Source organism: Chromatiales bacterium, from assembly GCA_024234935.1.
In the GTDB taxonomy this organism is placed as follows: Bacteria; Pseudomonadota; Gammaproteobacteria; order Steroidobacterales.
Genome location: JACKNI010000003.1, coordinates 1 through 26,512 on the forward strand (window position 1 = coordinate 1; position 26,512 = coordinate 26,512).

The 26,512-nt window shown below is 64.6% G+C and carries 23 protein-coding genes; 12 read left to right on the top strand and 11 right to left on the bottom strand.

Going from position 1 to position 26,512, the window contains the following annotated elements; all coding sequences use genetic code 11:
- Positions 1 to 95: 95 nt before the first annotated feature.
- Positions 96 to 593, top strand: coding sequence for a hypothetical protein (locus H6979_08510; protein ID MCP5139885.1), 498 nt, complete (start codon positions 96 to 98; stop codon positions 591 to 593).
- On the top strand, positions 590 to 775 hold the full coding sequence (locus H6979_08515; protein MCP5139886.1) for a hypothetical protein: 186 nt from the start codon (positions 590 to 592) through the stop codon (positions 773 to 775). The genes H6979_08510 and H6979_08515 overlap by 4 nt, the downstream gene beginning before the upstream one ends.
- 230 nt (positions 776 to 1,005) lie before the next feature.
- On the opposite strand, the gene clpB is transcribed toward H6979_08515, so the two are convergent.
- The 3 genes from clpB to rluD all read right to left on the bottom strand — a co-directional run bounded on the left by clpB (position 1,006) and on the right by rluD (position 5,397).
- Complete coding sequence (gene clpB / locus H6979_08520; protein MCP5139887.1) at positions 1,006 to 3,588, bottom strand: ATP-dependent chaperone ClpB; 2,583 nt, start codon at positions 3,586 to 3,588, stop codon at positions 1,006 to 1,008.
- A gap of 70 nt (positions 3,589 to 3,658) precedes the next feature.
- Positions 3,659 to 4,423, bottom strand: coding sequence for a peptidoglycan editing factor PgeF (pgeF, locus tag H6979_08525; protein ID MCP5139888.1), 765 nt, complete (start codon positions 4,421 to 4,423; stop codon positions 3,659 to 3,661).
- Positions 4,393 to 5,397 (bottom strand): 23S rRNA pseudouridine(1911/1915/1917) synthase RluD, encoded by a 1,005-nt coding sequence (gene rluD, locus H6979_08530; protein MCP5139889.1) that lies wholly within the window; start codon positions 5,395 to 5,397, stop codon positions 4,393 to 4,395. Before rluD ends, pgeF begins: the two co-directional genes overlap by 31 nt.
- Between rluD and H6979_08535 the strand changes: the two genes are divergently transcribed.
- On the top strand, positions 5,380 to 6,276 hold the full coding sequence (locus H6979_08535) for an outer membrane protein assembly factor BamD (protein ID MCP5139890.1): 897 nt from the start codon (positions 5,380 to 5,382) through the stop codon (positions 6,274 to 6,276). The genes rluD and H6979_08535 overlap by 18 nt on opposite strands.
- Positions 6,277 to 6,333: 57 nt before the next feature.
- Here the strand turns inward: H6979_08535 and H6979_08540 are convergent, their stop codons facing one another.
- The 3 genes from H6979_08540 to sucC form a co-directional block, all read right to left on the bottom strand.
- On the bottom strand, positions 6,334 to 7,974 hold the full coding sequence (locus tag H6979_08540; protein MCP5139891.1) for an NAD+ synthase: 1,641 nt from the start codon (positions 7,972 to 7,974) through the stop codon (positions 6,334 to 6,336).
- Between the two features lie 7 nt (positions 7,975 to 7,981).
- A complete protein-coding gene (gene sucD, locus H6979_08545; GenBank protein MCP5139892.1) occupies positions 7,982 to 8,851 on the bottom strand; it encodes a succinate--CoA ligase subunit alpha in 870 nt (289 codons plus the stop codon).
- 106 nt (positions 8,852 to 8,957) lie between these two features.
- Complete coding sequence (gene sucC / locus H6979_08550; GenBank protein MCP5139893.1) at positions 8,958 to 10,118, bottom strand: ADP-forming succinate--CoA ligase subunit beta; 1,161 nt, start codon at positions 10,116 to 10,118, stop codon at positions 8,958 to 8,960.
- Positions 10,119 to 10,311: 193 nt separating this feature from the next.
- Here sucC and H6979_08555 point away from each other — a divergent pair, with 193 nt between their 5' ends.
- From H6979_08555 to zapD, 8 genes are all read left to right on the top strand, one after another.
- Complete coding sequence (locus tag H6979_08555; GenBank protein ID MCP5139894.1) at positions 10,312 to 11,964, top strand: PAS domain-containing protein; 1,653 nt, start codon at positions 10,312 to 10,314, stop codon at positions 11,962 to 11,964.
- 16 nt (positions 11,965 to 11,980) lie between these two features.
- Complete coding sequence (locus H6979_08560; protein ID MCP5139895.1) at positions 11,981 to 13,303, top strand: sigma-54-dependent Fis family transcriptional regulator; 1,323 nt, start codon at positions 11,981 to 11,983, stop codon at positions 13,301 to 13,303.
- A 341-nt stretch (positions 13,304 to 13,644) separates the two neighbouring features.
- Positions 13,645 to 14,163 carry a pilin gene (locus H6979_08565; protein ID MCP5139896.1) on the top strand — a complete coding sequence of 173 codons (519 nt, stop codon included), beginning with the start codon at positions 13,645 to 13,647 and terminating at the stop codon, positions 14,161 to 14,163.
- A gap of 182 nt (positions 14,164 to 14,345) precedes the next feature.
- Entirely contained in the window at positions 14,346 to 16,070 is a 1,725-nt protein-coding gene (gene pilB, locus H6979_08570) for a type IV-A pilus assembly ATPase PilB (protein MCP5139897.1), read from the top strand.
- Positions 16,071 to 16,085: 15 nt separating this feature from the next.
- Positions 16,086 to 17,300 carry a type II secretion system F family protein gene (locus tag H6979_08575; protein MCP5139898.1) on the top strand — a complete coding sequence of 405 codons (1,215 nt, stop codon included), beginning with the start codon at positions 16,086 to 16,088 and terminating at the stop codon, positions 17,298 to 17,300.
- On the top strand, positions 17,300 to 18,214 hold the full coding sequence (locus H6979_08580; protein ID MCP5139899.1) for a prepilin peptidase: 915 nt from the start codon (positions 17,300 to 17,302) through the stop codon (positions 18,212 to 18,214). The genes H6979_08575 and H6979_08580 overlap by 1 nt, the downstream gene beginning before the upstream one ends.
- Before the next feature lie 61 nt (positions 18,215 to 18,275).
- Positions 18,276 to 18,872, top strand: a complete 597-nt coding sequence (locus H6979_08585; GenBank protein ID MCP5139900.1) for a dephospho-CoA kinase — start codon at positions 18,276 to 18,278, stop codon at positions 18,870 to 18,872.
- A gap of 190 nt (positions 18,873 to 19,062) precedes the next feature.
- Complete coding sequence (gene zapD / locus H6979_08590; GenBank protein ID MCP5139901.1) at positions 19,063 to 19,785, top strand: cell division protein ZapD; 723 nt, start codon at positions 19,063 to 19,065, stop codon at positions 19,783 to 19,785.
- A gap of 11 nt (positions 19,786 to 19,796) precedes the next feature.
- On the opposite strand, the gene mutT is transcribed toward zapD, so the two are convergent.
- The 3 genes from mutT to H6979_08605 form a co-directional block, all read right to left on the bottom strand.
- Positions 19,797 to 20,216, bottom strand: a complete 420-nt coding sequence (mutT, locus tag H6979_08595) for an 8-oxo-dGTP diphosphatase MutT (GenBank protein ID MCP5139902.1) — start codon at positions 20,214 to 20,216, stop codon at positions 19,797 to 19,799.
- Positions 20,217 to 20,241: 25 nt separating this feature from the next.
- On the bottom strand, positions 20,242 to 23,025 hold the full coding sequence (secA, locus tag H6979_08600) for a preprotein translocase subunit SecA (GenBank protein MCP5139903.1): 2,784 nt from the start codon (positions 23,023 to 23,025) through the stop codon (positions 20,242 to 20,244).
- Between the two features lie 140 nt (positions 23,026 to 23,165).
- A complete protein-coding gene (locus H6979_08605; protein MCP5139904.1) occupies positions 23,166 to 23,960 on the bottom strand; it encodes a M23 family metallopeptidase in 795 nt (264 codons plus the stop codon).
- On the opposite strand from H6979_08605, the gene H6979_08610 reads away from it, so the two are divergent.
- A complete protein-coding gene (locus tag H6979_08610; protein ID MCP5139905.1) occupies positions 23,948 to 24,283 on the top strand; it encodes a DUF721 domain-containing protein in 336 nt (111 codons plus the stop codon). The genes H6979_08605 and H6979_08610 overlap by 13 nt on opposite strands.
- Here the strand turns inward: H6979_08610 and H6979_08615 are convergent.
- Both H6979_08615 and ftsZ read right to left on the bottom strand, forming a co-directional pair.
- Positions 24,256 to 25,209: a UDP-3-O-acyl-N-acetylglucosamine deacetylase gene (locus tag H6979_08615; protein ID MCP5139906.1), complete on the bottom strand. Its 954-nt coding sequence runs from the start codon at positions 25,207 to 25,209 to the stop codon at positions 24,256 to 24,258. The genes H6979_08610 and H6979_08615 overlap by 28 nt on opposite strands.
- 78 nt (positions 25,210 to 25,287) lie before the next feature.
- The gene (gene ftsZ / locus H6979_08620; GenBank protein MCP5139907.1) at positions 25,288 to 26,490 is read right to left on the bottom strand and encodes a cell division protein FtsZ; all 1,203 of its coding nucleotides are present in this window, start codon (positions 26,488 to 26,490) and stop codon (positions 25,288 to 25,290) included.
- Between the last annotated feature and the right edge of the window lie 22 nt (positions 26,491 to 26,512).

Consider the following 26,512-nt stretch of genomic DNA (forward strand, 5'->3'; position numbering starts at 1 on the left):
CGGTCAGCAGGACTGCAGGGCTGCAGGCCGCCCGAAGGGTGCGGCACAGGAACTGCGACCTTTACCCTGCTTACCGACCCCGTTAGGCTTGCCACATGAAGGTCGCCAGCTTCGAGGCCATTGCCCGGGCTCTGCAGGAAGCCTCCGTGCGTTACCTTGTGGCGGGCGGGCTAGCCGTCAACGCGCACGGTTATCTGCGGTTCACCAAGGACGTAGACCTCGTCGTGCAACTCGATCCGGCCAACGTCCAGCTCGCGCTCGGAGCGCTCGCGACCCTCGGCTACCGGCCGGCCATACCGGTGGCGGCCGAGCAGTTCGCCGATCCGGCACAACGCGAAGCCTGGGCGCGGGACAAAGGCATGCAGGTATTCCAGCTCTGGAGCGATCAGCATCGCGAGACGCCCATCGATATTTTTGTCAACGAACCATTCGCATTCGATCCGGAGTACGGTGCCGCGCTAGTCAAGCCCTTGCGGGCCGATCTGCCGGTGCGTTTCGTGTCCATCGCGACGTTGATCCGGATGAAGCAGCTTGCCGACCGGCCGCAGGACCGGCTCGACGTCGAGCACCTGAAGCTGCGACTGACGCCATGAGCACAGCGACCCCGCCGGACATCGACTGGTCTATCACCACCTTCGAGGGCGCGCGGCGCGAACAGATACGCCGCTGGGCAGAACTGCCGCTCATCGAGATACTCGAGGCACTCGAGGAGATGGAAGCGCTCGCGCAGACGCTCGGTACCGACACCAGCGCAGGGAGAGCCCCATCGCCGTAGAAAGGTGCCAGAAAAGGTGCCGGATTTTATTTTCCCCTGACCCCGACTACCGCGACTTCCCCTGCGCAGCAAAAAAATCCCAGATCACATCAGTAGCATTCACTGATGTACCCGGCGCAGCCGCTCACCCCGGCCCCGTGACGGCGCCATGAACCGGACAGCTGACTGATCAGAGAAAACCCGAATCCCCCAGCGGTGGCCCGCAATGAATTCCTTGAGCACCTGATTGATCAGCCAGCTTGGGCTGCGAAGGCCAACTGCCCGTCGGCCACGCTGGCCCTGATCAGCGTCCCCGGACCGAAATGGCCGCGCAGGATCTCCTGCGCCAGCGGGTTCTCGATGTATTGCTGGATCGCACGTTTCAGCGGCCGGGCACCATACACCGGGTCGAAACCGGCCTCGGCCAGCTTGTCGAGTGCCGCATCGTCGAGTTCCAGCCGCATGTCGCGATCGGCGAGGCGGGCCTGCAGATAGCGGAGCTGGATGCCGACGATGTCGCGGATCTGGTCCGCCGATAGCGGGTGGAAGACCACGATATCGTCCACGCGGTTGATGAACTCCGGGCGGAAGTGCTCGGTGAGCACTTCCATCACCGCGGCTTTCATCGCCGCGTAGTTTTCCTCGCCCGTCATGCTCTGGATGCGCTGCGAGCCGAGGTTCGAGGTCATGACGATGACTGTGTTGCGAAAATCCACGGTACGGCCCTGGCCGTCGGTCAGGCGCCCGTCATCGAGCACCTGCAGCAACACGTTGAAGACGTCGGGGTGCGCCTTCTCGACCTCGTCGAGCAGCACCACGGAATAAGGCTTGCGGCGCACCGCCTCGGTCAGGTAACCGCCCTCTTCGTAGCCCACGTAACCCGGCGGTGCGCCGATCAGCCGGGCCACGGAATGCTTTTCCATGAACTCGGACATGTCGATGCGCACCATCGCGTCTTCGGTATCGAAGAGAAACTCCGCCAGCGCGCGGGTCAGCTCGGTCTTGCCGACACCCGTCGGGCCGAGAAACATGAAGGAACCGTTCGGCCGCTTCGGATCCGAAAGGCCGGCACGCGAGCGGCGGATTGCATCGGCAACGGTCTTCAGCGCTTCGGTCTGGCCGACCACGCGGCGGCCGAGCGCCTCTTCCATGCGCAGCAGCTTGTCCTTCTCGCCTTCGAGCATCTTGCTGACCGGGATGCCGGTCCACTTGGCGACGACCTCGGCGATTTCCTCGTCGGTCACCCGGTTGCGCAGCAGGCGGGTCTCGCCCTGATCGGCACCGATGGCCGCTTCGAGCTGTTTTTCGAGCTCCGGAATCCGCCCGTACTGCAGTTCCGACATGCGCGCCAGATCCTGGCCACGACGCGCGGTTTCCAGATCCATGCGCGCGCGCTCGAGTTCTTCCTTGATGTGCGCCTCGCCCTGCACCGCCGACTTCTCGGCTTTCCAGATCTCCTCGAGATCGGCATATTCTTTTTCCAGCGCGGCGAGCTGCGTGCTGAGGTCCGCCAGGCGCTTCTTCGAGGCCTCGTCGGATTCCTTTTTCAGCGCCTCGCGCTCGATCTTGAGCTGGATGATGCGGCGGTCGAGACGGTCCATCTCCTCGGGCTTGGAATCGATCTCCATGCGCAGCCGCGAGGCCGCCTCGTCGATCAGGTCGATGGCCTTGTCGGGCAGCTGCCGGTCGGCAATATAACGGTGCGAGAGCGTGGCGGCGGCGACGATGGCCGGGTCGGTGATGTCCACGCCGTGATGGACTTCGTAACGCTCCTTGAGGCCGCGCAGGATGGCGATGGTGTCGTCCACCGAGGGCTCGTCGACCAGCACCTTCTGGAAGCGGCGCTCGAGCGCGGCGTCCTTCTCCACATACTTGCGGTATTCGTCGAGCGTGGTCGCGCCCACGCAGTGCAGCTCGCCACGCGCCAGCGCGGGCTTGAGCATGTTGCCGGCATCCATCGAGCCTTCGGCCTTGCCGGCGCCGACCATGGTGTGCAGCTCGTCGATGAACAGGATCACCTGGCCTTCCTGTTTGGCCAGGTCCTTGAGCACGGCCTTCAGCCGCTCCTCGAAGTCGCCGCGATATTTCGCGCCGGCGATCAGCGCGCCCATGTCCAGTGCGAGGATGCGCTTGCTCTTCAGGCTCTCGGGCACTTCGCCGTTGACGATGCGCTGCGCGAGGCCTTCGACGATCGCGGTCTTGCCGACGCCCGGCGCGCCGATCAGCACGGGATTGTTCTTGGTGCGCCGCTGCAGCACCTGGATGGTGCGGCGGATCTCGTCGTCGCGGCCGATCACCGGATCGAGCTTGCCCTGCTCGGCACGCTCGGTGAGATCGACGGTGTATTTTTCCAGCGCCTGGCGCGTCTCTTCGGCGTTGGGATCATCGATGGTCGCGCCGCCGCGCACCTCATCGATGGCCTTCTCGAGTGCGCCGCGTACCACGCCGGCGTCCTTGAGGATGCGGCCGAGAGCGCCCTTGTCCTCGCAGGCGGCGAGCGCAAACAGCTCGCTGGAAATGTACTGGTCGTTGCGCTTCTGCGCGAGCTTGTCGGTGACATTGAGCAGCCGGCCCAGATCGTTGGACATCGCCACATCGCCGCCGGCCCCTTCGACCTGGGGCAACTGGTCGAGCGCCTCGCCGAGCCGCGAGCGCAGCAGGTTGAGGTTGGCACCCGCCTGGCTGAACAGCGGCCGCACCGTACCGCCGCGCTGTTCCAGCAGTGCGAGCATCAGGTGTACCGGTTCGATGAATTGATGATCACGGCCAACCGCCAGCGACTGCGCGTCCTGCAGTGCCGACTGGAACTTGGCGGTCAGTTTGTCCATGCGCATGATTCAGCTCCGCTGCCTGGGATTCATGAATACCGGGTACTGCAGAAAGATGGGGACGCGATGCAGGAATTCAACATGGGCTCAGCCAGATCAGCGTTGCCTGTCTGCCGGTCCTGCCGCTACGCCGGTGCGAGTAGAAATGCTGCGGATCGCTCCAGGTACAGTAATTGCCGCCCCAGACGGCCGTGACCCCGGCGCGCGCCAGCCGGGCACGGGCCGCCGCATAGAGATCAAGCCACCAGTGGCCTGGCCGGCCGTCACGAAAAGCGGCTTCGGCGCCCGGATCGGCGGCCAGAAATGCATTGCGGACCTCCTCACCGACTTCATAGGCCTGCGGGCCGATTGCCGGACCGAGCCAGGCCAGCAGATCCTCTGCCGCCGCACCGGAACTGCAGAGTGCCGCAACGCTGGCCTCGAGCACGCCGCCCGCCAGTCCGCGCCAGCCGGCATGCGCAGCTGCCACGCGCGTGCCGGCGCGATCACAGAACAGCACCGGCAGACAGTCGGCCGTCAGCACGGCGCATACCCGGCCTGACGAATCGGCATATGCGGCATCGGCCACAGGGCGCAAGCCAGCGGTCGCGGCATTCACCACCTCGATGCCATGCACCTGCTGCAGCCACAGGGGCTCGGCGGGCAGCTCAAGGGCTGCGCGCAGCTTTGCGCGGTTGCTCTGTACCGGCGCACGCCCGTCAGACACGTGGTCGCCGAGATTGAGCGAGGCATATACGCCCCTGCTGCAGCCCCCGGTACGCGTGGTCGCAAACGCGCGCACGGCTGCCGGTGCCGGCCAGTCGGGCCGGATCAGATCGAGTTCTGCTGGTGCCCGGGCCATGGCAGATTCTCCAGCCGGTCGACGGCGGCATCGTCATCGGCGAGCGCCGCCAGAAGGATGCGGAAATCCGCCGGCAAGGGCGCCAGCAGATCGATCGTTTCACCGCTGACCGGATGCACGAAGGACAGACGCCGTGCGTGCAGCGCCTGGCGGCGAAATCCGCGCAGCGCGTCAGCGAGGCGCGGTGTGGCACCGGCCGGAATGATCAGCCGGCCGCTGTAGGCGGGATCGCCCACCAGCGGGTGACGCACGTGCGCCATGTGCACGCGGATCTGGTGCGTGCGGCCCGTCTCGAGCCGCACGGCGATATAGGTGTGGTGCGCAAAACGCGCCAGCACCCGGTAGTGCGTGAGCGCCACACGCCCGCCCTGCTCCACCGCCATCTTCGTGCGCTGGGTACGGTGCCGGGCGATGGGCTCGTCGACCATTCCGCCGCCGGTCATCGTACCCACGCATACGGCGCGATACTCGCGGGTGATCCGCCGCGCCTCCAGGTCGCGCACCAGGTGCGTGTGCGCGCGAATGGTCCTCGCGATCAGCAACAGGCCGCTCGTGTCCTTGTCGAGGCGATGCAGGATCCCGCTGCGCGGCAGTTCAGCGAGTTCCGGCAGGTAAGCCAGCAGACCGTTCTGCAGCGTACCGGCCGGATTGCCGGCCCCGGGATGCACCACCAGCCCCGCGGGCTTGTCGACCACCAGCACATCACCGTCTTCGTACACGACGTTGAGCGGCATCGCTTCTGCCCGCGCGTCGTCCGCCGGTTCGGGGCCGGGGATCCCGATCACTGCCCACTGGCCGGCCAGCACCCGCGTGCGCGGTTCGGGCACGGTGTCATCGAGCAGCACCTGGCCATCGAGAATCCATTGCTTGATGCGGCTGCGCGAATAATCGGGCATGAGTTCCGCCAGCACCTGGTCGAGCCGGTGCCCGTCCCGTCCCGGCGGAATCTGTACCCGATGCTGCGGAAGGTCCATGGCGCGCTAGGCTATACTCTCGGCCCGCCCGGCGACAGCACGGAAACCGAATTCCATCCCATGCACCTGTACAACTCCCGCAGGCCATCCCTTCAGCGCATCACCGTGACGCTTGTGCTGGCCACAGTGCTCGCCAGCAGCCTGAGCGGCTGCTTCTTGCGCAAGGACAAAGAAGACAAGTCCGGGGTGGAACAGCTCTACGAGCGCGCCCACAAGTCCATGGACTCGGGCAATTTCAAGAACGCGATCCAGTATTACGAGGCACTGGAAGCGCGCTTTCCGTTCGCCAACCAGAGCAAGCAGGCCCAGCTCGACCTGATTTACTGCTATTACAACGACCGGCAGATCGAGGCGACGGTCGATGCGGCCACCACGTTCGAGCGCGAAAATCCGACCCATCCGCGCGTCGACTACGCGCTGTACATGCGCGGCCTGGCTTATTTCTCGGGCGAAAGCAGCTGGTATCACCGCTGGTTCAATGCGGATCTCTCGGAACGGCCGCCGAAGAACCTCGAGGAATCCTTCTCGGCCTTTGCCCAGCTCATCCAGCGTTTTCCGAACAGCGCCTACTCGGCGGATGCCCGCCAGCGCATGGTCTTTCTGCGCAACCGGCTGGCCGACTACGAACTGCATGTCGCCCGGTACTACATGAGTCGCGGTGGCTGGCTGGCAGCCGCCAGCCGTGCCCGCTACATCGTCGAACACTACGATGGGGCACCGGCCGTGGCCGAGTCGCTGAAGATCATGCTGGATGCCTACCGGCAACTCGGCATGCGCGACCAGGCCGACGACGTGCGACGGGTGATCGCCAGCAATTACCCGGACACGCTCAAGCAGGTCGTCAAGGAAGAAAAGAAGCCCTGGTACAAGTTCTGGTAGGAGCGGCTTCAGCCGCGATCATGGCTTGAAGATTTGGAATCGCGGCTGAAGCCGCTCCTACGCCTTGTGGCGGTAGCCCGAAGTGATCGGATAGCGCCAGTCGCGGCCGAAGGCCCGCCCGGAAATCCGTACGCCCGGCGGCGCCTGCCGGCGCTTGTACTCGGCACGACGCACCATCTCCAGAACCCGCACGACCACTTCCCGGTCGAAGCCGTGCGCGGCGATCTCGTCCACCGAACGGTTGTCGATGATCAGCGCATCGAGTATCGCATCGAGCACCGGATAGGGCGGCAGTGAATCGCTGTCCTGCTGGTCCGGACGCAACTCGGCGCTCGGCGGACGGCTGATCACGCGCTCGGGAATCACCGCGCCGATGCTGTTGCGATAGCGGGCCAGTTCGTAGACGAGGGTCTTGGTGCAGTCCTTGATCGGTGCGAAGCCGCCGGCCATGTCGCCGTAGAGCGTCGCGTAGCCGACTGCCATCTCGCTCTTGTTGCCGGTCGCCAGCACCATCCGGCCACTCTTGTTGGAGATCGCCATCAGCAGGATGCCGCGGCAGCGCGACTGGATGTTTTCCTCGGTCGCATCCTCCGGCAGCCCGGCAAACAGCGATGCCAGCGAGTTGCGCGTGGCCTCGACCATCGGCTCGATCGGCAGCACCTGGTAGTCGACGCCCATCAGCTGCGCCTGCAAGGCAGCGTCCTCGATGCTCATCGCCGCCGTATAGCGGTAGGGCATCATCACCGCCTGCACCGCCATCGCACCCAGCGCATCGACGGCCAGCGCCAGGGTCAGCGCGGAATCGATGCCGCCGGACAGGCCGAGCACCACGCCGGGGAACCCGTTCTTGTGCACGTAATCGCGTATGCCCGTAAGCAGCGCCGCATAGACGCTGGGCACGTCGTCGAGCAGCGGCACGACGGTGCCCGGCACCGGTGCGAGGCGCCCGTCAGGCTCGCGGCGAAAGCGCAGCAAATGCAGTCCGGCCGCAAAGGCCGGTGCGCGAAACACGATCCGGCCATCGGCATCGGCGACACAGGAACCGCCGTCGAAGACCAGTTCGTCCTGGCCACCGACCAGATTCAGATAGGCCAGCGGCCGGCCGGTTTCGACCGCACGCGCCGCGATCACCGCTTCGCGCCGCGCCTGCTTGCCGGTTTCGAAGGGTGAGCCGTTGATGACCAGCAGCAGTTCCGCACCGGCCGCGACCGCGCGCGCCGGGAGACCGGGCTGCCAGATGTCTTCACAGATGCCGAGACCGAGTCTGTAGCCGCGAAACTCGACAACCGCCGGATCGCCGCCAGGGGTGAAATAGCGCTGCTCGTCGAACACGCTGTAGTTCGGCAGGCAGCACTTTCGATAATTGGCAAGCTGCCTGCCGCCCGCAAACAGCGCCACGGAATTATAAATACGCTGGTCCGCGAACTCGGGATAGCCGACCAGCACCCCGGGGTCGGCGCTCTCCGCACGGATTCGCTCGAGGCCCTCGGCGACCTGCCGCCTCAGTCCGGCATGGAAGAGCAGATCTTCCGGCGGGTAGCCGCACATGGCGAGTTCGGGAAAGACCACCAGATCGGCATTCCCGGCCTGCCGGACCTGGCGCAACACGGCGATGATCTTGTCGGTGTTGCCACTGACATCGCCAACCGGGAAATCCTGCTGGGCCAGCGCGATACGGAGTTCCGGTGAGCCTGGCATCGGCGCATCAGCGCATCAGTTCAAGCATCGCGCTGCCGAGTTCGGCAGGTGAGCGGACGGTGCGTACCTTCGCTGCTTCAAGCGCAGCGAACTTGGCGTCTGCCGTACCTTCGCCGCCGGAGATGATCGCGCCGGCATGGCCCATGCGCTTGCCCGGCGGTGCCGTCACGCCGGCGATGTAGGCGACGACCGGCTTGGTGACATGCTTCTGGATATAGCGTGCGGCGGCCTCTTCGTCCGTGCCGCCGATCTCGCCGACCATGATCACGCCTTCCGTGGCCGGGTCCTGCTGGAAGAGTTCCAGACAGTCGATGAAGTTCATGCCGCGGATCGGATCGCCGCCGATGCCCACGCAGGTGGTCTGGCCGAGGCCGTTGCGCGTGGTCTGGTAGACCGCTTCGTAGGTCAGTGTGCCGGAGCGCGAGACGATGCCGATCCTGCCGGGCTTGTGGATGAAGCCCGGCATGATGCCGATCTTGCATTCGCCCGGCGTGATGATGCCCGGGCAGTTGGGACCGATCAGCCGGCAATCGTGGTCCTTGAGACCGGCCTTCACGCGCACCATGTCGAGCACCGGAATGCCCTCGGTGATGCACACGATCAGCTTGATGCCGGCATCGGCCGCCGCGAGTATCGAGTCTGCCGCTGCCGGCGCCGGCACGAAGATCATGCTGACATCGGCGCCGGTGGCGCGCACCGCTTCCGGCATGGTGTTGAACACCGGCAGTCCGAGGTGTTCCTCACCGCCACGGCCCGGCGTCACGCCGGCCACGATCTTCGAGCCATACTCGATGCACTGCTGGGCGTGAAACGAGCCCTGCCTGCCGGTCAGACCCTGGCAGATGATGCGGGAGTTCCTGTCGACGAGAATGCTCATGCTGATTGCTCTGCTTGTACAAGCGTAGGAGCGCCTTCAGGCGCGATATTAGGCTGAAGAATCGCGGCTGAAGCCGCTCCCACAGAAGGCGCGGTATCCGGGAACCTCATGACAGCGCTGCCACAGCCTTGCGGGCCGCATCGCTGAGGTCGTCGGCCGGAATGATGGCGAGGCCGCTGTCCTTGAGCATCGCCCGGCCCTGTTCGACATTGGTGCCTTCCAGGCGCACCACCACCGGCACCGCAACCTTCACGTCGCGCACCGCGCGCACCACGCCCTCGGCGATCAGGTCGCAGCGCACGATGCCGCCGAAGATGTTGACGAGAATGGCCTTCACGTCCGGGTTGGACAGGATCAGCTTGAAGGCTGCCGCCACCCGCTCGGGCGTTGCGCCACCGCCGACATCGAGAAAGTTCGCCGGCTCACCGCCGTGCAGCTTGATGAGGTCCATGGTCGCCATGGCCAGGCCGGCACCGTTGACCATGCAGGCGATATTGCCGTCGAGCGAAACGTAGTTGAGATCGTGCTCGGCAGCGCGCCGCTCCATCTCGTCTTCCTGGCTCGGATCGCGCATGGTCTGCAGCTCGCGCTGACGGAACAGGGCGTTGTCTTCGATGTTGATCTTGGCATCGAGCGACAGCAATTCGCCGCCCCTGGTGACGATCAGTGGATTGATCTCGACGAGGCTGGCATCGCACTCGTTGCACAGGCGGTAAAGCTTCGTGGCCAGATCGACAAACTGCTTGACCTGCTCGTGATTGAGGCCGAGCCCGTAAGCCAGCTGGCGTGCCTGATAGGGCTGCAGGCCGGCGCCCGGATTGATCGCCACGCTGAGGATCTGTTCCGGCGTCTTCGCCGCGACTTCCTCGATGTCCATGCCACCGGCCGCCGAAGCGATGAAGGCAACGCGTTCGCGGGAACGGTCGACGAGCAGGCTCAGATAGAGTTCACGGTCGATCTCGCTGCCCGCCTCCACATAGACCTGGTTGACCGGCATGCCCTGCGGGCCACTCTGCTTCGTGACGAGCCGGGTGCCGAGCATGGCCCGGGCCAGCTGGCCGACCTCCTCGGCACTGCGTGCGAGCTTGACGCCGCCGGCCTTGCCGCGCCCGCCGGCGTGGACCTGGGCCTTGACCACCCAGACCTTGCCGCCGATACGCCCGGCAGCAGCCGCAGCCTGGGTCGGGGTACTGGCCACCTCGCCGGAGGGGACCGGGATGCCGAAACGGTGGAACAGTTCTTTGGCCTGGTATTCGTGCAGATTCATGGCGCGCGCCTGAGCGGGGAAGGCGCGTATTGTGGGCGAATCAGTCGCACTGTCAAACCGCAGCGTGGCGCGCCGGGCAGAGACCTCGACACGGGCCAGGCAGCGGGGGAAGTGGGAAAGGCGTCACGCTTTCAGGCAGGCGGGCAGACATAATGTGTCTGCTAAGGTCTCCTGGAACACGCAAGCCGGATCGATGGCGACAGCTGAACACACACTGACGGCGCAAACCGGTGCCACACCGGAACCGGCCGCGCGGAGCATCGGCAACGAAACCTCGCGCCGCATGCTGCGCTTCGTGGCGATATTCCGCGCCGTGGTCGCCGTCGTCCTGCTGGCGATCGCGCTCGGCTTCCGCAATCCGCAGCTGCTCGGCATCCGCGACGCGGGGCTGTTTCTGGCCAGCGCGGCGAGTTACTGCCTGTTTGCCCTGCTGCTGCTCGTCTGGCAGTGGCGCCGGCCGGTCATCGTGCCCCGTCTGGTACTGGTGGAACTGCTCATCGACGTGCTGGCCATCATCCTGCTGATGTACGCCAGCAGCGGGGTACGCAGCGGTCTCGGCGGCCTGCTGGTGGTGTTTGTCGGCGCAGCGAGCCTGTCGCTCCAGGGCCGGCAGGCCTTCTTTGGCTCCGCCATCGCCGCCCTTGCCATCCTCGCCGAACAGTCGCTGCGCGTCCTCGAGCACGGCGCGCCCAGCGGTGATTTCGTCGCCGCCGGCGTGCTCGGTGCCATCATCTTCATGATCGCCTCGGCTGCCTATCCGCTTGCCCGCCGCCTGGAGGAAAGCGAGGCGCTGGCCCGGCAGCGCGGTATCGATCTCGCCAATCTCGCCCAGCTGAATGACTACATCATCCAGAACCTGCGCGAGAGCATCGTCGTGGTGGATGCAGCCAACCGCGTGCGGCTCATCAACCAGTCCGCCGCCGAACACACCGGTATCCGCACACGCGAACCGGGCCAGGATCTCGCACAGCTGGCACCGCATCTGGACCGCATGCTCCGCGACTGGCGCCGCCAGGGGAATCCGCTGCTGCAACCGCCATCCTTCCTTTCCGCCGACGGCAGCACGCGCATCAACGCCTACCTCGCCCCGCTCGGCGGTGGCGACGACGGTCCGGTGCTCATGTTTCTCGAAGACGCGGGGCTGCTCAGCCAGAAGGTCCAGCAAACCAAGCTGGCGGCGCTCGGCCGGCTGTCGGCGAGCATCGCGCACGAGATCCGCAATCCGGTCGGCGCGCTGAGTCATGCCAGCCAGCTGCTCGAAGAATCGCCCCGGCTCGGCGCCGACGACCGGCGGCTGATCGACATCATTCGCACCAATTCCGGACGGGTCAACGAGATCATAGAGAACGTCCTGCAGCTTTCGCGGCGCGAGACCAGCCGTCCCGAACTGACCTACCTGGCCGGCTGGAGCCGCGATTTCGCGGCCGAGTTCAGCTCGACGCTGGAACTCCACGAAGGCCAGATAAGCATCACCAGCACCGAAGATGTGGAGGTGCGCGTAGACCCAAGCCACCTGCGGCAGATCGTCTGGAACCTGTGCGAAAACGCCATCAAGTACGGCAGCAGCAATGGCGGCATCGCCGTGGAAATTTCCTTCGGACGCCTGTCCGGCAACCGGCGGCCCTATCTTGAAGTCAGCGATTGCGGTGCGGGCATCCCGGAAGAGATGCGTGAACAGATTTTCGAACCCTTCGCCACGGGGCGCAGCGGCGGCACCGGGCTCGGCCTGTTCATCTCGCGCGAACTCTGCGAATGCAATCGCGCGGCACTGGTATATGAAGCCCGCCGCGGCGGCGGCAGCGTGTTCCGGATCGTGTTTGCCGATCCGGCGCGCTGGGAAAACTGAGGCAGCGGAGACCAGCGTGGCAAAACCAATCGCCCTCGTCGTCGATGACGAACCCGACATCCGGGAACTGCTCGGCATCACCCTGGAACGCATGGATATCGACGTCTGCAGCTGTGCCGATATCGCTGCGGCAAAGGCGCAGCTCACGCGACGAGAGTTCCAGCTCTGCCTGACCGACATGCGTCTGCCGGACGGCGATGGCATCGACCTGATCGAGTGGATGCAGCTGCGCGGCATAGGCACACCGGTGGCGGTGATCACCGCCCACGGCAATGTGGAAACCGCCGTGCGTGCGCTGAAGGCCGGCGCCTTCGATTTCATCTCCAAGCCGGTGGATATCAAGGTGCTGCGCAAGCTGGTCGGCAGCGCGCTGAAAGTGCCACACACCGGCGTGACCGGCGGCAAGGCCCAGCTGCTCGGCAACTCGGCTGCCATCGAGCAATTGCGCGAAACCATCGCCAAGGTCGCGCGCAGCCAGGCACCGGTGCACATCACCGGCGAGTCCGGCACCGGCAAGGAACTGGTGGCGCGCATGATCCACGAGCAAGGCTCGCGGGCCGAGGCGCCCTTCGTGCCGGTGAATTGCGGCGCGATCCCCGGCGAACTGATGGAGAGCGAGTTCTTCGGCCATCGCAAGGGCTCTTTTACCGGCGCCGTCAGCGACAAGGAAGGCCTGTTCCAGTCCGCCGAGGGCGGCACGCTGTTCATGGACGAAATCGCCGACCTGCCGCTGCCCATGCAGGTGAAACTGCTGCGCGTGATCCAGGAAAAGTCGCTGCGGCCGGTGGGCCAGACGGCCGAAGTGCCGGTCGATGTGCGCATCCTCTCGGCAACCCACAAGGATCTGCGCGCGCTGGTGGCGAGCGGCCACTTCCGCGAAGACCTCTACTACCGGATCAATGTCATCGAGTTGCGCGTGCCGCCGCTGCGCGAACGCGGCGATGACACCCTGCTGCTCACCCGCCACATCCTCGCGCGTCTGGCCGGCGGCATGGGCCTGCCGCCGCCGGAGCTGAGTGCGGGCGCACGCGCCAGGCTCGCCGGCTACCGCTTTCCCGGCAACGTGCGCGAACTGGAAAACATCCTCGAGCGGGCCATCGCGCTCTCCGGCGACGAGATTGCCGCCGACGACATCCATATCCACCACGGCGAACCGGTAGCCGACAGCCCGGTGCTGCCAGGCACCGCACCGCTCGGCGACCGCCTTGAACTGGTCGAACGCGAAACCATCGTCAAGGCGCTGGAAGAGAACCGCTACAACAAGACCGTCACCGCCAGGAAACTCGGCCTGACGCTGCGCGCCCTGCGCTACCGGATGCAGAAGCTCGGCATCGACTGAAGCCAACAGGAACGGCCGGGAATCGCGCCTGAAGGCGCTCCTACCGGAACCGGACCACCGTAGGAGTGGCTTCGGCCGCGATCCTTCCCTGGAGAGGGTTCCGACGCAAAAACGTCAGAAAGTGACGCTGGGCGTCCGGTCGGCGGCATCCAGCGGCTGACCTTATGTTGTGCAGCCGCCAAGGAAAAAACAGCCGTTCCTTGATTTTCCCTTGTGCGCCATGGACTTGAGATGCGGCCGCTGGCAACTGGCACAGATCCTGCAACGTACTGGCCCGCAGGCCCCGTTCACAACCCTCAGGGCCGCAGCTTCCAGTTCGCAACCATATGGAGAGTTCGCTAATGAAGAAAATCCAGCAGGGCTTCACGCTCATCGAATTGATGATCGTCGTCGCCATCATCGGCATCCTGGCCGCCATCGCGATCCCGGCGTATCAGGACTACACGATCCGTTCGCAGGTCACGGAAGGCCTGAATCTGGCCAGCGCGGTGAAAGCCGGCGTGGCTGAAGCCTTTGCCAACACCGGCGAATGGCCCACCAGCCTGGAGCTGGCCGGTGGCGACGCCAACAATCATCCGTCCGGCAAGTACGTGGACGACGTGGATATCACCGGTACCGGCACGATCATCATCCGTTTCGGCAACAATGCCAACGGCGCGATCCAGGGCGAAACCCTGGCCCTGCAGCCGATGCTGAGCGACAACAACGACGTGGTCTGGCTCTGCGGCTACTACACCGCCGCTGACCAGACCACCAACCTGACGGCAGACGACACGGCCGGCAATGCGTCGGACGGCGCGGCTGGCGGGACCAGCGTGGAGCAGAAGTACCTGCCCCAGTCCTGCCGCGACGACAGCTAAGAGAGTCGCCCAGGGTCCGAGACGACCTGGAAAGCCCCTGCCGCAAGGCAGGGGCTTTTCTTTTTTTGGGGGCCGGCGGAAGAAAAGTGCGAAAGTGGCGAATTGAGCGGTTGCGCCGGGCGCTCATCCTTAGTAACACTACACACTTGCCCTGATATCTTTCCGGTCACCCAAGGAAGCCGATGGCCGTATCCGCCACCAATGCGCCGCTCAGCGGCCTCTCCCGACGACTGGTCCAGGACGGCCTGATCGCGGAAGACGCGGTAATTCATGCCATCAAGGGGGCGGAAGCCCAGCATATCGGCCTGGTCGCCTACCTCGTCGACCGGCAACTGGTTGATGCCGCCAAGATCGCAGTCGCCGCCTCGTCGGAATTCGGCGTACCGCTGCTCGACCTCGAGGCCATCGACCTGGATATGGAAGCGGTCAAGTCGGTCGACCAGCGCCTGCTGGCCAAGCACCGCGTCCTGCCGCTGCTGCTGCGTGGCAAGAGACTCTTTCTGGCTGTTTCCGACCCCACCAGCCATGCCGCCATCGACGAGATCAAGTTCCAGTCCGGCGTCCGCGTCGACCCGATCATCGTCGAACAGGACAAGCTCGATGCGATGGTCGGCAAGGCGCTTGAAGCCGTCGACACCTCGATGTCGGGCTTTGACGAGGACGACTTCGACCTCGAAAGCCTGCAGGTCAGCAGCGACGACGACGTGGTCACCGACGATGTGGCGCGTGACGACATCGAAGACGCCCCGGTGGTGCGCTTCGTCAACAAGATCATGCTCGATGCGATCAAGCGCGGCGCCTCGGACATCCATTTCGAGCCCTACGAGAAGAACTACCGGGTGCGTACCCGCCTCGACGGCGTGCTGAAGCAGGTGGCTGCGCCGCCGCTCGCACTGTCCAACAAGGTCACGGCGCGTCTCAAGGTCATGTCGCGGCTGGATATCGCCGAACGTCGCGTGCCGCAGGACGGGCGCATCAAGCTGCGGCTGTCGAAAAACCGCGCCATCGATTTTCGCGTCAACACCTGCCCGACGCTGTTTGGCGAGAAGGTCGTGCTGCGTATCCTCGACCCGACCGCGGCGAAGCTCGGCATCGAGGTGCTCGGTTACGAAGACTTCCAGCGCAAGCTTTATCTGGATGCGCTGGCCAAACCCTACGGCATGATCCTCGTCACGGGTCCGACCGGCAGCGGCAAGACCGTGTCGCTCTATACCGGCATCAATATCCTGAACACCGAAGACCGCAACATCTCGACCTGCGAAGACCCGGTCGAAATCAACGTGCCCGGCATCAACCAGGTAAACGTGAATCCCAAGGTGGGGCTGACCTTCGCTTCGGCCCTGAAAGCCTTCCTGCGCCAGGATCCGGACGTGATCATGGTCGGCGAAATCCGCGATCTGGAGACTGCCGAGACGGCCATCAAGGCCGCCCAGACGGGGCATCTGGTGCTCTCCACCCTGCACACCAACGATGCGCCGCGCACCCTGACGCGCATGGTCGACATGGGCGTCAAGCCTTATGCCATCGCCACCTCGGTGCACCTGATCATCGCCCAGCGCCTGGCCCGCCGCCTCTGCGAACAGTGCAAGGAACTGCGGGATATTCCCGACGACGCCCTGCTGCTGGAAGGCTTCAGCAAAGAGGATATTCGCGGTGGCCTGCGCGTCTTCGGCCCGATCGGCTGCAAGCAGTGCAACGATGGCTACAAGGGCCGCGTCGGCATCTACCAGGTCATGCCGGTGACCGAAACCATCGGCCGGATCATCCTCGAAGGCGGCAACGCCGTGCAGATCGCGGAACAGGCCGAAAAAGACGGGGTCTGGTCGCTGCGTCGCTCGGCCCTGCAAAAAGTCAAGGACGGGCTTACAAGTCTTGAGGAAATCAATAGGGTTACAATCGAGTCTTAATTCGGAGTTGGGGTTATGGCTGCAGGCGTCGCCATCAATCAGGTCGGGTTTACCTGGGAAGGGACTGACAACCGGGGCAACAAGATCAGGGGCAAGACCATGGCCTCCAGCGAGGCCGCGGTGCGCGCCGTGCTGCGCAAGCAGGGTGTCGTACCGGTCCGCATCCGCAAGGAATCCACCCTGTTCAAGGGCGGCAAGGTAACTCCCGGCGACATCGCCATCTTCAGCCGCCAGATCGCCACCATGCTTGCAGCCGGTATCCCGCTGGTTCAGGCCTTCGATATCGTGGGCGCCGGACACGACAACCCGGCGATGCAGAAACTGATCCTCGGCATCCGCGCTGACCTCGAGTCCGGCACCGCGCTCGCCGAAGCGCTCGGCCGCCATCCGCTGTACTTCGACGACCTGTTCGTGAACCTGGTTACGGCCGGTGAACAGGCCGGCGCACTCGATACCCTGCTGGACAAGATCGCGACCTACAAGGAAAAGACCGAGGCCATCAAGAAGAAGATCAAGAAGGCGCTGTTCTATCCGGCGGCGGTACTGGTCGTGGCTTTCATCGTGACACTGATCCTGCTGATCTTCGTGATCCCGCAGTTCGAGTCGCTGTTCAAGGGCTTTGGTGCAGATCTGCCTGCCTTTACCCGCATGGTGATCGACCTCTCGGCCTTCGTGCAGAGCAAGGGCTGGGCTGTCGGACTGGTCATGGGCGCTGGTGGCGCCTTCTATGTCTACACCAAGAAGCGTTCAAAGAAGCTGCGTGAATTCGAGGACCGGCTGTTCCTGAAGCTGCCGATCGTCGGCTCGATTCTCGTCAAGGCCTCCATCGCGCGCTTCGCCCGCACGCTGTCCACCATGTTCAGCGCCGGCGTCCCGCTGGTCGAGGCGCTGCAGTCGGTCGCCGGTGCAACCGGCAACATCGTTTACGAGAAAGCCGTGCTGGCCATGCGCGATGAGGTATCGACCGGCCAGCGCCTGCAGCGGGCCATGGAGAACACCGGCCTGTTTCCCAACATGGTGATCCAGATGATCGCCGTCGGCGAAGAGTCGGGCTCGCTGGACGAGATGTCCGCCAAGGTCGCGGACTTCTACGAAGCGGATGTCGACAATGCAGTGGACAGCATGAGCAGCCTGCTCGAACCACTGATCATGGCCATACTCGGCGTCCTCGTCGGTGGTCTCGTCATCGCAATGTACCTGCCGATCTTCAAGATGGGTTCGGTCATCTGATCGAGCCCGGCGCGTTGCAGTCCACCCTGCCGCTGCTGGCAGCTTTTGCCGGCCTGATCGGCCTGCTGGTGGGCAGCTTCCTGAACGTGGTGATCTACCGCCTGCCGCTGATGATGCAGCGGGAGTGGCGTGAGCAGTGCCGCGCCTTGCTCGAAGGCGGCGATACAACGGCATCAACGACCAGCCCGGCAGATACCGCACGCTTCAACCTGATCGTCCCGCGCTCGGGCTGCCCGGCCTGCAAGGCGCCGATCAAGGCACGACACAATATCCCGCTGCTCGGCTGGTTGTGGCTGCGCGGTCGCTGCGCTGCCTGCGGCACCCGGATTCCGGTGCGCTATCCGGTCGTCGAAGCATTCACCGGCCTGGTCTCGGCATACCTGGTCTGGCACTTCGGCTATACGGCGGATGCCGCCGCGGCCGTGGTGATCAGCTGGGCGCTGATCGCCCTGACCGTGATCGACCTCGACCATCAACTGCTTCCCGACTCCATCACGGTCCCGCTGCTCTGGGGCGGACTGCTGTTCCACTTGCTGGACGTTCCGCATGCAGTACCCGGCCCCTTCGCGGTGAGCCTTGCGGACGGGGTGATCGGTGCAATGGCCGGCTACCTGAGCCTGTGGCTCGTGTACCAGGGCTTCCGCCTGGCGACCGGAAAGGAGGGCATGGGCTACGGGGACTTCAAACTGTTCGCCGCACTCCTCGCCTGGCTCGGCTACCAGATGTTCTTGCCGATACTGCTGCTCTCCGCCCTGACCGGGGCGGTGACCGGTATCGCGCTGATCGCGCTGGGGCGTCACGGCCGCAAGGAACCGATTCCGTTTGGACCCTATCTGGCGGCCGCCGGCTTCGTGGCAATGGCCTGGGGCGAGCCGTTGTTGACCGCGGTGCCCTTCTTGCGGGTTTTCGGCTGAGCATGCGGTGACAGAGCGACCAGACACGAGCCGCCCGGAATCTGCACAGCGCACCTGGCGCGTGGGGCTGACCGGTGGCATCGCCAGCGGCAAGAGCGCCGTCGCCGACATGTTTGCCGGACTCGGCGTACCGGTGATCGACACCGACCTGATCGCGCGGGAAGTGGTCGGCCCTGGCTCCCCGGCCCTGCAGGAAATCGCCGCCGCATTCGGGACTCAAGTGCTGCTCCCCGATGGCAGCCTGGACCGGGCGCAGCTGCGCAAAATCGTGTTTTCAGAGCCCGCGCGCCGGAAGCAGCTGGAGGCGATCACTCATCCGCGGATCGGCGTGGCGATGGAAGCGCAGTGCCGCCAGGCGGGTGGCCCCTATCAGCTGGTGGTGGTTCCGCTGCTCATCGAATCGGGTCTGGACCAGCGCGTGGACCGGGTCCTGGTGGTCGACTGTCCGGAGGAACTGCAGCTCAAGCGCCTGATGATGCGTGACGGCGAAAGCGCGGCGCATGCGAAGCAGGTGCTGGCCGCACAGCTCAGCCGCGCAGAGCGGCTCGCGCGCGCGGACGATATCGTCGACAATTCAGGCAGCCTGACCGAGACCCGGCGGCGCGTGACGGCGCTGGATGCGATCTATCGTGAGCTGGCACGCCGGTCTGCGCGCTGAGGCAACGGCAGCAGAAACGGCTTCCGGCAGGGCGCATTTGCCCTTGCCCCGCCCGGTGGCGCAGAATGCCGGGAAAACAACGGCTACGGACTGAAACCAACCATTCATGGTTAGCATTCCAGGCGCAGATTTCCAGCAACCTTCCACATCCGGTTCTTCAGGGCTTTACGAGCAGCCGCTGAGTGAACGGATGCGTACACTGCTGCGCCTCGAATTCCTCTATCAGCAGCTCTGCTTCAATATCGAGCAGAATTCCGAATGGGGCAGCCGCGGGGCGATTACCAGTCTGCTCGATATCGTCACGATTCTCGGCCGCGGCGATGTGCGCGGTGATGTGCTCAAGGAACTCGAGCGACAGATCGGCGTTTACGACCGCTACCAGAATGTCGCCGGCATCGACGAAGCGCGCTTAAAGCGCGTGCTGCGCAACCTTCAGGAGCTGCGCCAGAAACTGTTTGCGGTCGGCTCGCAGTTCTTGCAGCCGATCCGCGACAGTGAATTCCTGGCGGCGGTGAAACACCGCAGCGCGATTCCGGGCGGTACCTGCGAGTTCGACCTGCCGGACTATGCCCACTGGCTGAGTCACCCCTACGAAGTCCGCCTGGCCGACATCGAACGCTGGATCGTCAACCTGCGGCCGCTCTGCGACAGCATTGCCGAACTGCTCTGGCTGCTGCGCGAAAGCGGACACAGTTCCGAGCAGGTGGCAGTCAACGGTGTCTATCAGCACGGCATGGTCGGCGAAGGGACGGCGGGCCTGCTGCGCATCAGCCTGCAGCCCGGCGTGAGTCTCTATCCGGAAATCAGCGGCAGCCATCATCGCTTTACAGTCCGCTTCATGCAGTGGCCGGACGCCAGCCAGCGTCCCGTGCAGATCAACAAGGATGTGCATTTCCGCCTGACGATCTGCTAGTAGGAGCGGCTTTAGCCGCGATCCGATTTTTCTGCCAGCGCAGCGGCAATCGGCGCATCCGCTTCCAGCAACCCCGCCGTGGCCAGCTCGTCCACCGCGACCCAGCGCAAGGGCTGACCCTCCAGACCCCGCGGCTCGCCCGAGTACTCACCGACTTCAAACACATGCAGCTCGACTACCCGTTCCGGATAGCTGTGGCGGTATGTCATCAGTGCCAGGGCCGCGGTTACCTTTACGCCGATCTCTTCGGCAAGCTCGCGGCAGAGGCCCTGCAGCGGGGCTTCGCCGGCCTGGATCTTGCCGCCTGGAAACTCCCAGAATCCGCCCGCATGCCCCCCGTCGGGACGGCGGGCAATCAGCACACGGCCTGCGGCATCGCGCAGCACACCCGCAGCAACCGGAATCACTTCTGCCGGCTTCAGATCAGGCAAATCCGGCTCCGGCTGTGAGCGGTTCTCAATCGAGCCGGCCGTGGCACTGCTTGTACTTCTTGCCTGAGCCGCAGGGACACGGCTCGTTGCGGCCCACCTTGCGTTCCGGTCGCACGAAGGGTTCAGCTGGCGCCGCAGGCTCCGCGCGCGGCGTCTGCCTGAGTGTCATCGACTGGCCGCCCGGTGCAGCCTGTGCCGGCGACGCTTCCGGCTCGGGGGCCATTGCCGATGGCGCCTCATCGTGCCGGTACTGGAGCTGTTCGATCATGCGCCGCTGTTCTTCCTCGGCACGGATCTCTTCCGGGCTGCGGATGCGCGCCTTGGCGAGGATCGTGACCACATCCCGCTTCACCTGGTCGAGCATGCTGCTGAACATCTCGAAGGCCTCGCGCTTGTACTCCTGCTTCGGGTTCTTCTGCGCATAACCGCGCAGATGAATACCCTGGCGCAGGTAGTCCATCGCGGCCAGGTGTTCCTTCCAGTGATGGTCCACCTGCTGCAACATCAACTGCTTCTCGACCTGGCGCAGCTCGGCCGGATCCATAATGGCGAACTTCTGCAGATACTGCTCTTCGACAGCAGAAAGGATCCTGGCCCGCAATCCGGCTTCGTCCAGTTTGCGGTCTTCGTCGAGCATGGCCTTGATGTCGAGCTGTGCACCGAACTCACGCTGCAGCTCTGTCGCCAGGCCGGCCACATCCCACTGCTCCTCCATGCTCTCCGGAGCGATGTATTCGCTGATCGTGGCGTTGACGACCTCGGCCCGGATTTCGGCCAGCGACTGCGATATGTCATCGGTCTTCATCAGCTGGTTGCGCTGCTGGTAGATCACCCGCCGCTGATCGTTCGCCACATCGTCATATTCGAGCAGCGACTTGCGGGCATCGAAGTTGTGCCCCTCGACCTTGCGCTGTGCGCGCTCGATCTGGCGCGTCAGCAGATTGCTCTCGATGGCCTCGCCCTCGCGCATCCCGACACCGCGCAGCATGCCCTTGGTGCGCTCGGGGTCACCGAAGATCCGCATCAGGTTGTCCTCGATGGACAGGTAGAAGCGGCTGGAACCGGGATCACCCTGGCGGCCGGCACGGCCGCGGAGCTGGTTGTCGATGCGCCGCGATTCGTGACGCTCGGTACCGATGATGCGCAGTCCACCAACAGCCAGCACCTTTTCGTGCCGCTGCTTCCACTCCGCGCGATGCTTCTGCCGGTCTTCCTCCGGAGCCTCGGCCGGCATCTGCGCGAGTTCAGCCTCCAGGTTTCCGCCCAGCACGATGTCGGTACCGCGACCGGCCATGTTCGTGGCAATGGTAACGGCACCGGGGCGACCTGCCTCGGCGACGACATGCGCTTCGCGCTCGTGCTGTTTGGCGTTCAGCACCTGGTGCGCTACGCCATCCCTGGTGAGCAAACCGGACAGGTATTCGGAAGTTTCAATGGAGGCCGTGCCCACCAGCACCGGTTGCTGGCGAGCCTGGCATTCCTTGATGTCCTCGATGATGGCCTGGAACTTGTCTTTCTGCGTCAGATAGACGAGATCGGCCTGGTCATCGCGCACCATCGGCCGGTGGGTCGGAATGACCACCACCTCGAGACCATAGATTTCCTGGAATTCGTAGGCCTCGGTATCGGCCGTACCGGTCATGCCAGCGAGTTTCTCGTAGAGCCGGAAATAGTTCTGGAAGGTGATCGATGCGACGGTCTGGTTTTCCTCGCGGACACGCACGCCCTCCTTCGCTTCAACCGCCTGGTGCAGTCCGTCTGACCAGCGACGGCCCGGCATGGTCCGGCCGGTGAACTCGTCGACGATGACGATTTCGCCGTTGCGCACGATGTATTCGACGTCCCGGCGATAGATGGCATGCGCCCGCAGTGCCGCCGTCAGGTGATGCATGAGGCGGATGTTTGCCGCGTCATAGAGGCTCTCGTCCTCGCCGAGCAGACCCTCCTTGACCATCAGGGCCTCGACTTTCTGATGTCCTTCCTCGCTCAGGGCAACCTGCCGGCTTTTTTCGTCTACCGAGAAGTCACCCGGACCGCCGTCGTCATCCTCGTCGGGCAGACGCTCCTGCCGCACCAGACCCGGCACCAGCTTGTTGATCCTGATGTAGAGCTCCGAACTGTCGTCGGCCGGCCCGGAAATGATCAGCGGCGTGCGCGCCTCGTCGATAAGGATCGAATCGACCTCGTCGACGACAGCGAAGACGGGCGAGCGCTGCACCTGGTCTTCGGGCCTGAAGGCCAGGTTGTCGCGCAGGTAATCGAAGCCGAATTCATTGTTGGTGCCATAAGTGATGTCAGCCGCATAGGCTGCCCGCTTCTCGGCGCTGCTCTGGCCGTTGCGGATGACCGCGACCTCCATGCCGAGGAAGCGGTAGATGGGCGCCATCCAGTCTGCATCGCGCTGGGCGAGATATTCGTTGACCGTCACGATATGCGTACCGCGACCGGGCAAGGCGTTCAGGTAGGCCGGCAGGGTTGCAACCAGCGTCTTGCCCTCGCCCGTACGCATCTCGGCGATCTTGCCTTCGTGCAGCGTCAGGCCACCGATCAGCTGCTCGTCGAAATGGCGCAGGCCGATGGTCCGCAGGGCGGCCTCGCGGACCACCGCAAAGGCCTCGGGAATGAGCGCATCCAGCGCCGTACCGGCCGCCAGTCGCTCCCGAAACTCGGCCGTCTTGGCCCGCAGCGCGGCATCGTCCAGCGCCTTGATGGCGGGCTCAAGCGCGTTGGTTGCGGCGACCACGCGCGAATAGCGACGCAGCAGCCGCTGGTTGCTGCTGCCAAACAGCCTGGTAATCCAGTTCAGCAAAACATGTTCCTCCCCAGCCAGCACGGGATGTCATGCCCGGGCCCGGGATCATTGCGTGAAAGTTGGGCACCGCTCGGTGCGGTGGTGGCGCATTCTAACAGGCGATTTCTGCCGACGCGGACCCGCGTCAGGCGGGCAGATCAGGCCGTTCTCGGCACGAAACGGGCCGGATTGATGTGGCGACCCTGATACAGCACTTCAAAGTGCAGATGGGTACCGGTGGCCCGGCCCGTCGCCCCCATCAGCGCGATGGTCTGGCCGGGCTTTACGTAGTCCCCCGGACTCACGAAATTGGAGGCATTGTGGCCGTAGCGGGTGACCCAGCCATTGCCATGATCGATCTCGATCAGATTGCCATAGCCGCGCAGCGGGCCAGACCAGGTTACGACGCCGGGAGCCACTGCCAGGATCACGCTGTTGACCGGCCCGGCAAAGTCCAGGCCGCGGTGCATGGCCGGGTCGCCGGTGAATGGGTCGGCGCGCTTGCCGTAGTTGCTGGACACCCAGCCGCCAACCACCGGCCGCGCGAGCCGATCGGCAAACTGCTCCGGAATCAGCTGAGCCCCGCTCGCCAGCGCAACAGGCTGTCGTTGCGGCCTGACTGGCGGTGCGACGCCGGTTTCGGACTCATCGGGACCGCCCGCCGGCATGGCCGGCTGCGCCACCGCGGCGACCGCCGGGGCCTGCAAGCTGGCATAGAGGCAGCCCAGGCCAAAGCCTGTTCCACCCAGCGACAGCGCGACAGCAGCACCCAGCAGCACGGGCAAGAGCTGTGCGCTGCGCGACCTGTCTGTCTGCGGAACCGTGCCCAACGGCAAACCCCTGAAGAAAAACCGGCCAGACACTGATGCGGCCGGCGCATAGACTATGCCCGAGGCATCCGGACGGGACAAGGAACAGCGCACAGCCTGACGCGAACCCCATGAGCGACGCATCACGAAATCAGCCCCGTTCGCTGGGCACACTGTTCACCGAGGTGAAGGCACTCGGCGCACTGGCCGAAGCAGTGGAGCGGCATCTCGATCTGGCAACACAGGTCCGGACCGCGCTCGGAGAACCACTGGGGTCCGGAGTCTCAGCCTGCAATCTGCGGCCGGATGGCACCCTGATCGTGACGGCGACGAGTCCCGAGTGGGCGGCCCGACTGCGCTTCGAGGCCGAGGGCATCCTCAGCGCCTGCCGCAGGCAATTCCCGGCAGCGAGCCGGATCAGGGTACGGGTCGGGACGAATCAGACGGCGCCGACAGGCACCGGGTAGAAGATCGGCGCCGCGCGCTGCTCATCGAAGCTGACCATCTCCCAGGCCGATGCATCCGCATGCAGGGCACGCAGCAGCTTGTTGTTGAGCGCATGGCCCGACTTGACGGCAGTCAGCTCGCCGACCAGACAGTGTCCGAGCAGGTAAATGTCGCCGACGACATCAAGAATCTTGTGCTTGACGAACTCGTCCTCAAATCGCAGGCCGTCCTCATTGAGGATGCGGAAATCGTCGAGCACGATCGCGTTGTCCATGCTGCCACCAAGCGTCAGCTGACGGGTGCGCAGCATCTCGATGTCCCGCGCAAAACCGAAGGTCCGGGCGCGGGAAATCTCCTTGAGGAAAGCAGTTGTCGAGAAATCCACCGTCGCCGCCTGGCTGTGCCGGCGGAAGACCGGATGATCGAAATCGATGCGGAAGTTGATCTTCAGGCCGGGAAAGGGCTTGATCTCGGCAGACTTGTCCCCTTCCTCAACGCGTACGGCCTTGCGTACACGTATGAACTTCTTGGCTGCATTCTGCTCGGCGATACCCGCGGACTGCAGCAAGAACACGAACGGCGCCGCACTGCCGTCCATGATCGGCACCTCGGGGGCGCTGAGATCCACAAAAGCGTTATCGATACCGAGGCCGGACAGCGCCGCCATCAGGTGTTCGATCGTCGCGACTTTCACGTCACCCTTGACCAGGGTGGTGCCCAGCATGGTCTCGCCCACACTGAAGGCATCGGCCTTGATGTCCACCGGCGGGTCGAGATCAACGCGACGGAACACGATTCCCGTATTCTCGGCTGCCGGACGCAGGGTCATGAACACCTTGCGGCCGGTATGCAGGCCCACGCCCGTGGCCCGAATCGCCGTTTTCAGCGTCCGTTGTTTCAAGACCGGCTCCCCGAAGGAGACAAAAACCCGCGACCACCGTAACACAGGCCGCCAAATCCGTGCAATGGCGCCGGTCCGGGTTCAAGCCACCGGTCCGGCGCTACTGCAATTTCTGGCCCCGCTTCAGTCTGCCTGCCGGCGCAGGAACGCCGGCACGTCGAGCAGATCAAAAGACGTGTCGCTACTGTCGGTCAACTGGTCACCAACCGCACGCTTGCGCATCCAGGCCGGCTGATCGTAAGCGCTGCCGTAGACATCAGCCGATACCGGTTCCGCTTCCCGCGTATTGCGGGCCCCCGCTTCCGATTGCCGCGGCGCGGCGGCCACCGGCTGCGGCACCATGCGGATGATCGGCTGCTGCCGGACCGCCGGCTGACCCAGACCGGTCGCCACCACCGTTACCCGGATCGCATCGCCCATCTCCGGATCGATGACCGTACCGATGACCACGGTGGCATCTTCCGATGCGCAGTGCTTGACCGCCTCGCCCACCTGGTTGAACTCGCCGATGGACAGGTTTTCGCCGCCAGTCACATTGACGAGAATGCCGCGCGCGCCGGAGAGGTTGATGTCTTCGAGCAGCGGGCTCGAAATCGCCGCCTCGGCGGCTTCACGGGCACGATCCGTACCGCGCGCTGAACCCGAGCCCATCATCGCCATGCCCATCTCGGACATCACCGTGCGTACGTCGGCGAAGTCCACGTTGATCAGGCCCGGCCGGGTAATCAGTTCAGCAATGCCCTGTACCGCACCCTGCAGCACCTCGTTGGCAGCCTTGAAGGCATCCAGCAGTGTGGTCTCCATGCCCAGCACGGACAGCAGCTTCTCGTTGGGGATCGTGATCAGCGAATCCACATACTTGCCGAGTTCGGCGATGCCCTGATCGGCGATCATCAGGCGCTTCTTGCCTTCCATCGCGAAGGGCTTGGTCACCACGGCAACCGTGAGGATGCCGAGTTCCCGGGCCACCTGCGCAACGATCGGCGCTGCACCGGTGCCGGTGCCACCGCCGAGGCCCGCCGTGATGAACAGCATGTCGGCACCTTCGATGACCTCGATGATCCGGTCACGGTCTTCCATCGCAGCCTGACGGCCGACGTCCGGATTCGCGCCGGCACCAAGGCCCTTGGTGATGTTGCAGCCGATCTGCAGGGCAGTACGGACGTTCGAAGTCCGCAATGCCTGCGCATCGGTATTGCAACAGATGAAATCCACACCATCGATCCCGGTGCTTACCATGTGCCGGACAGCGTTGCCGCCGCCCCCGCCCACGCCAAGTACCTTGATGACCGCGTTCTGGCTGCCCGCATCCATCAGTTCAAACATTTTTCCGTCTCCCGTAGTAAAT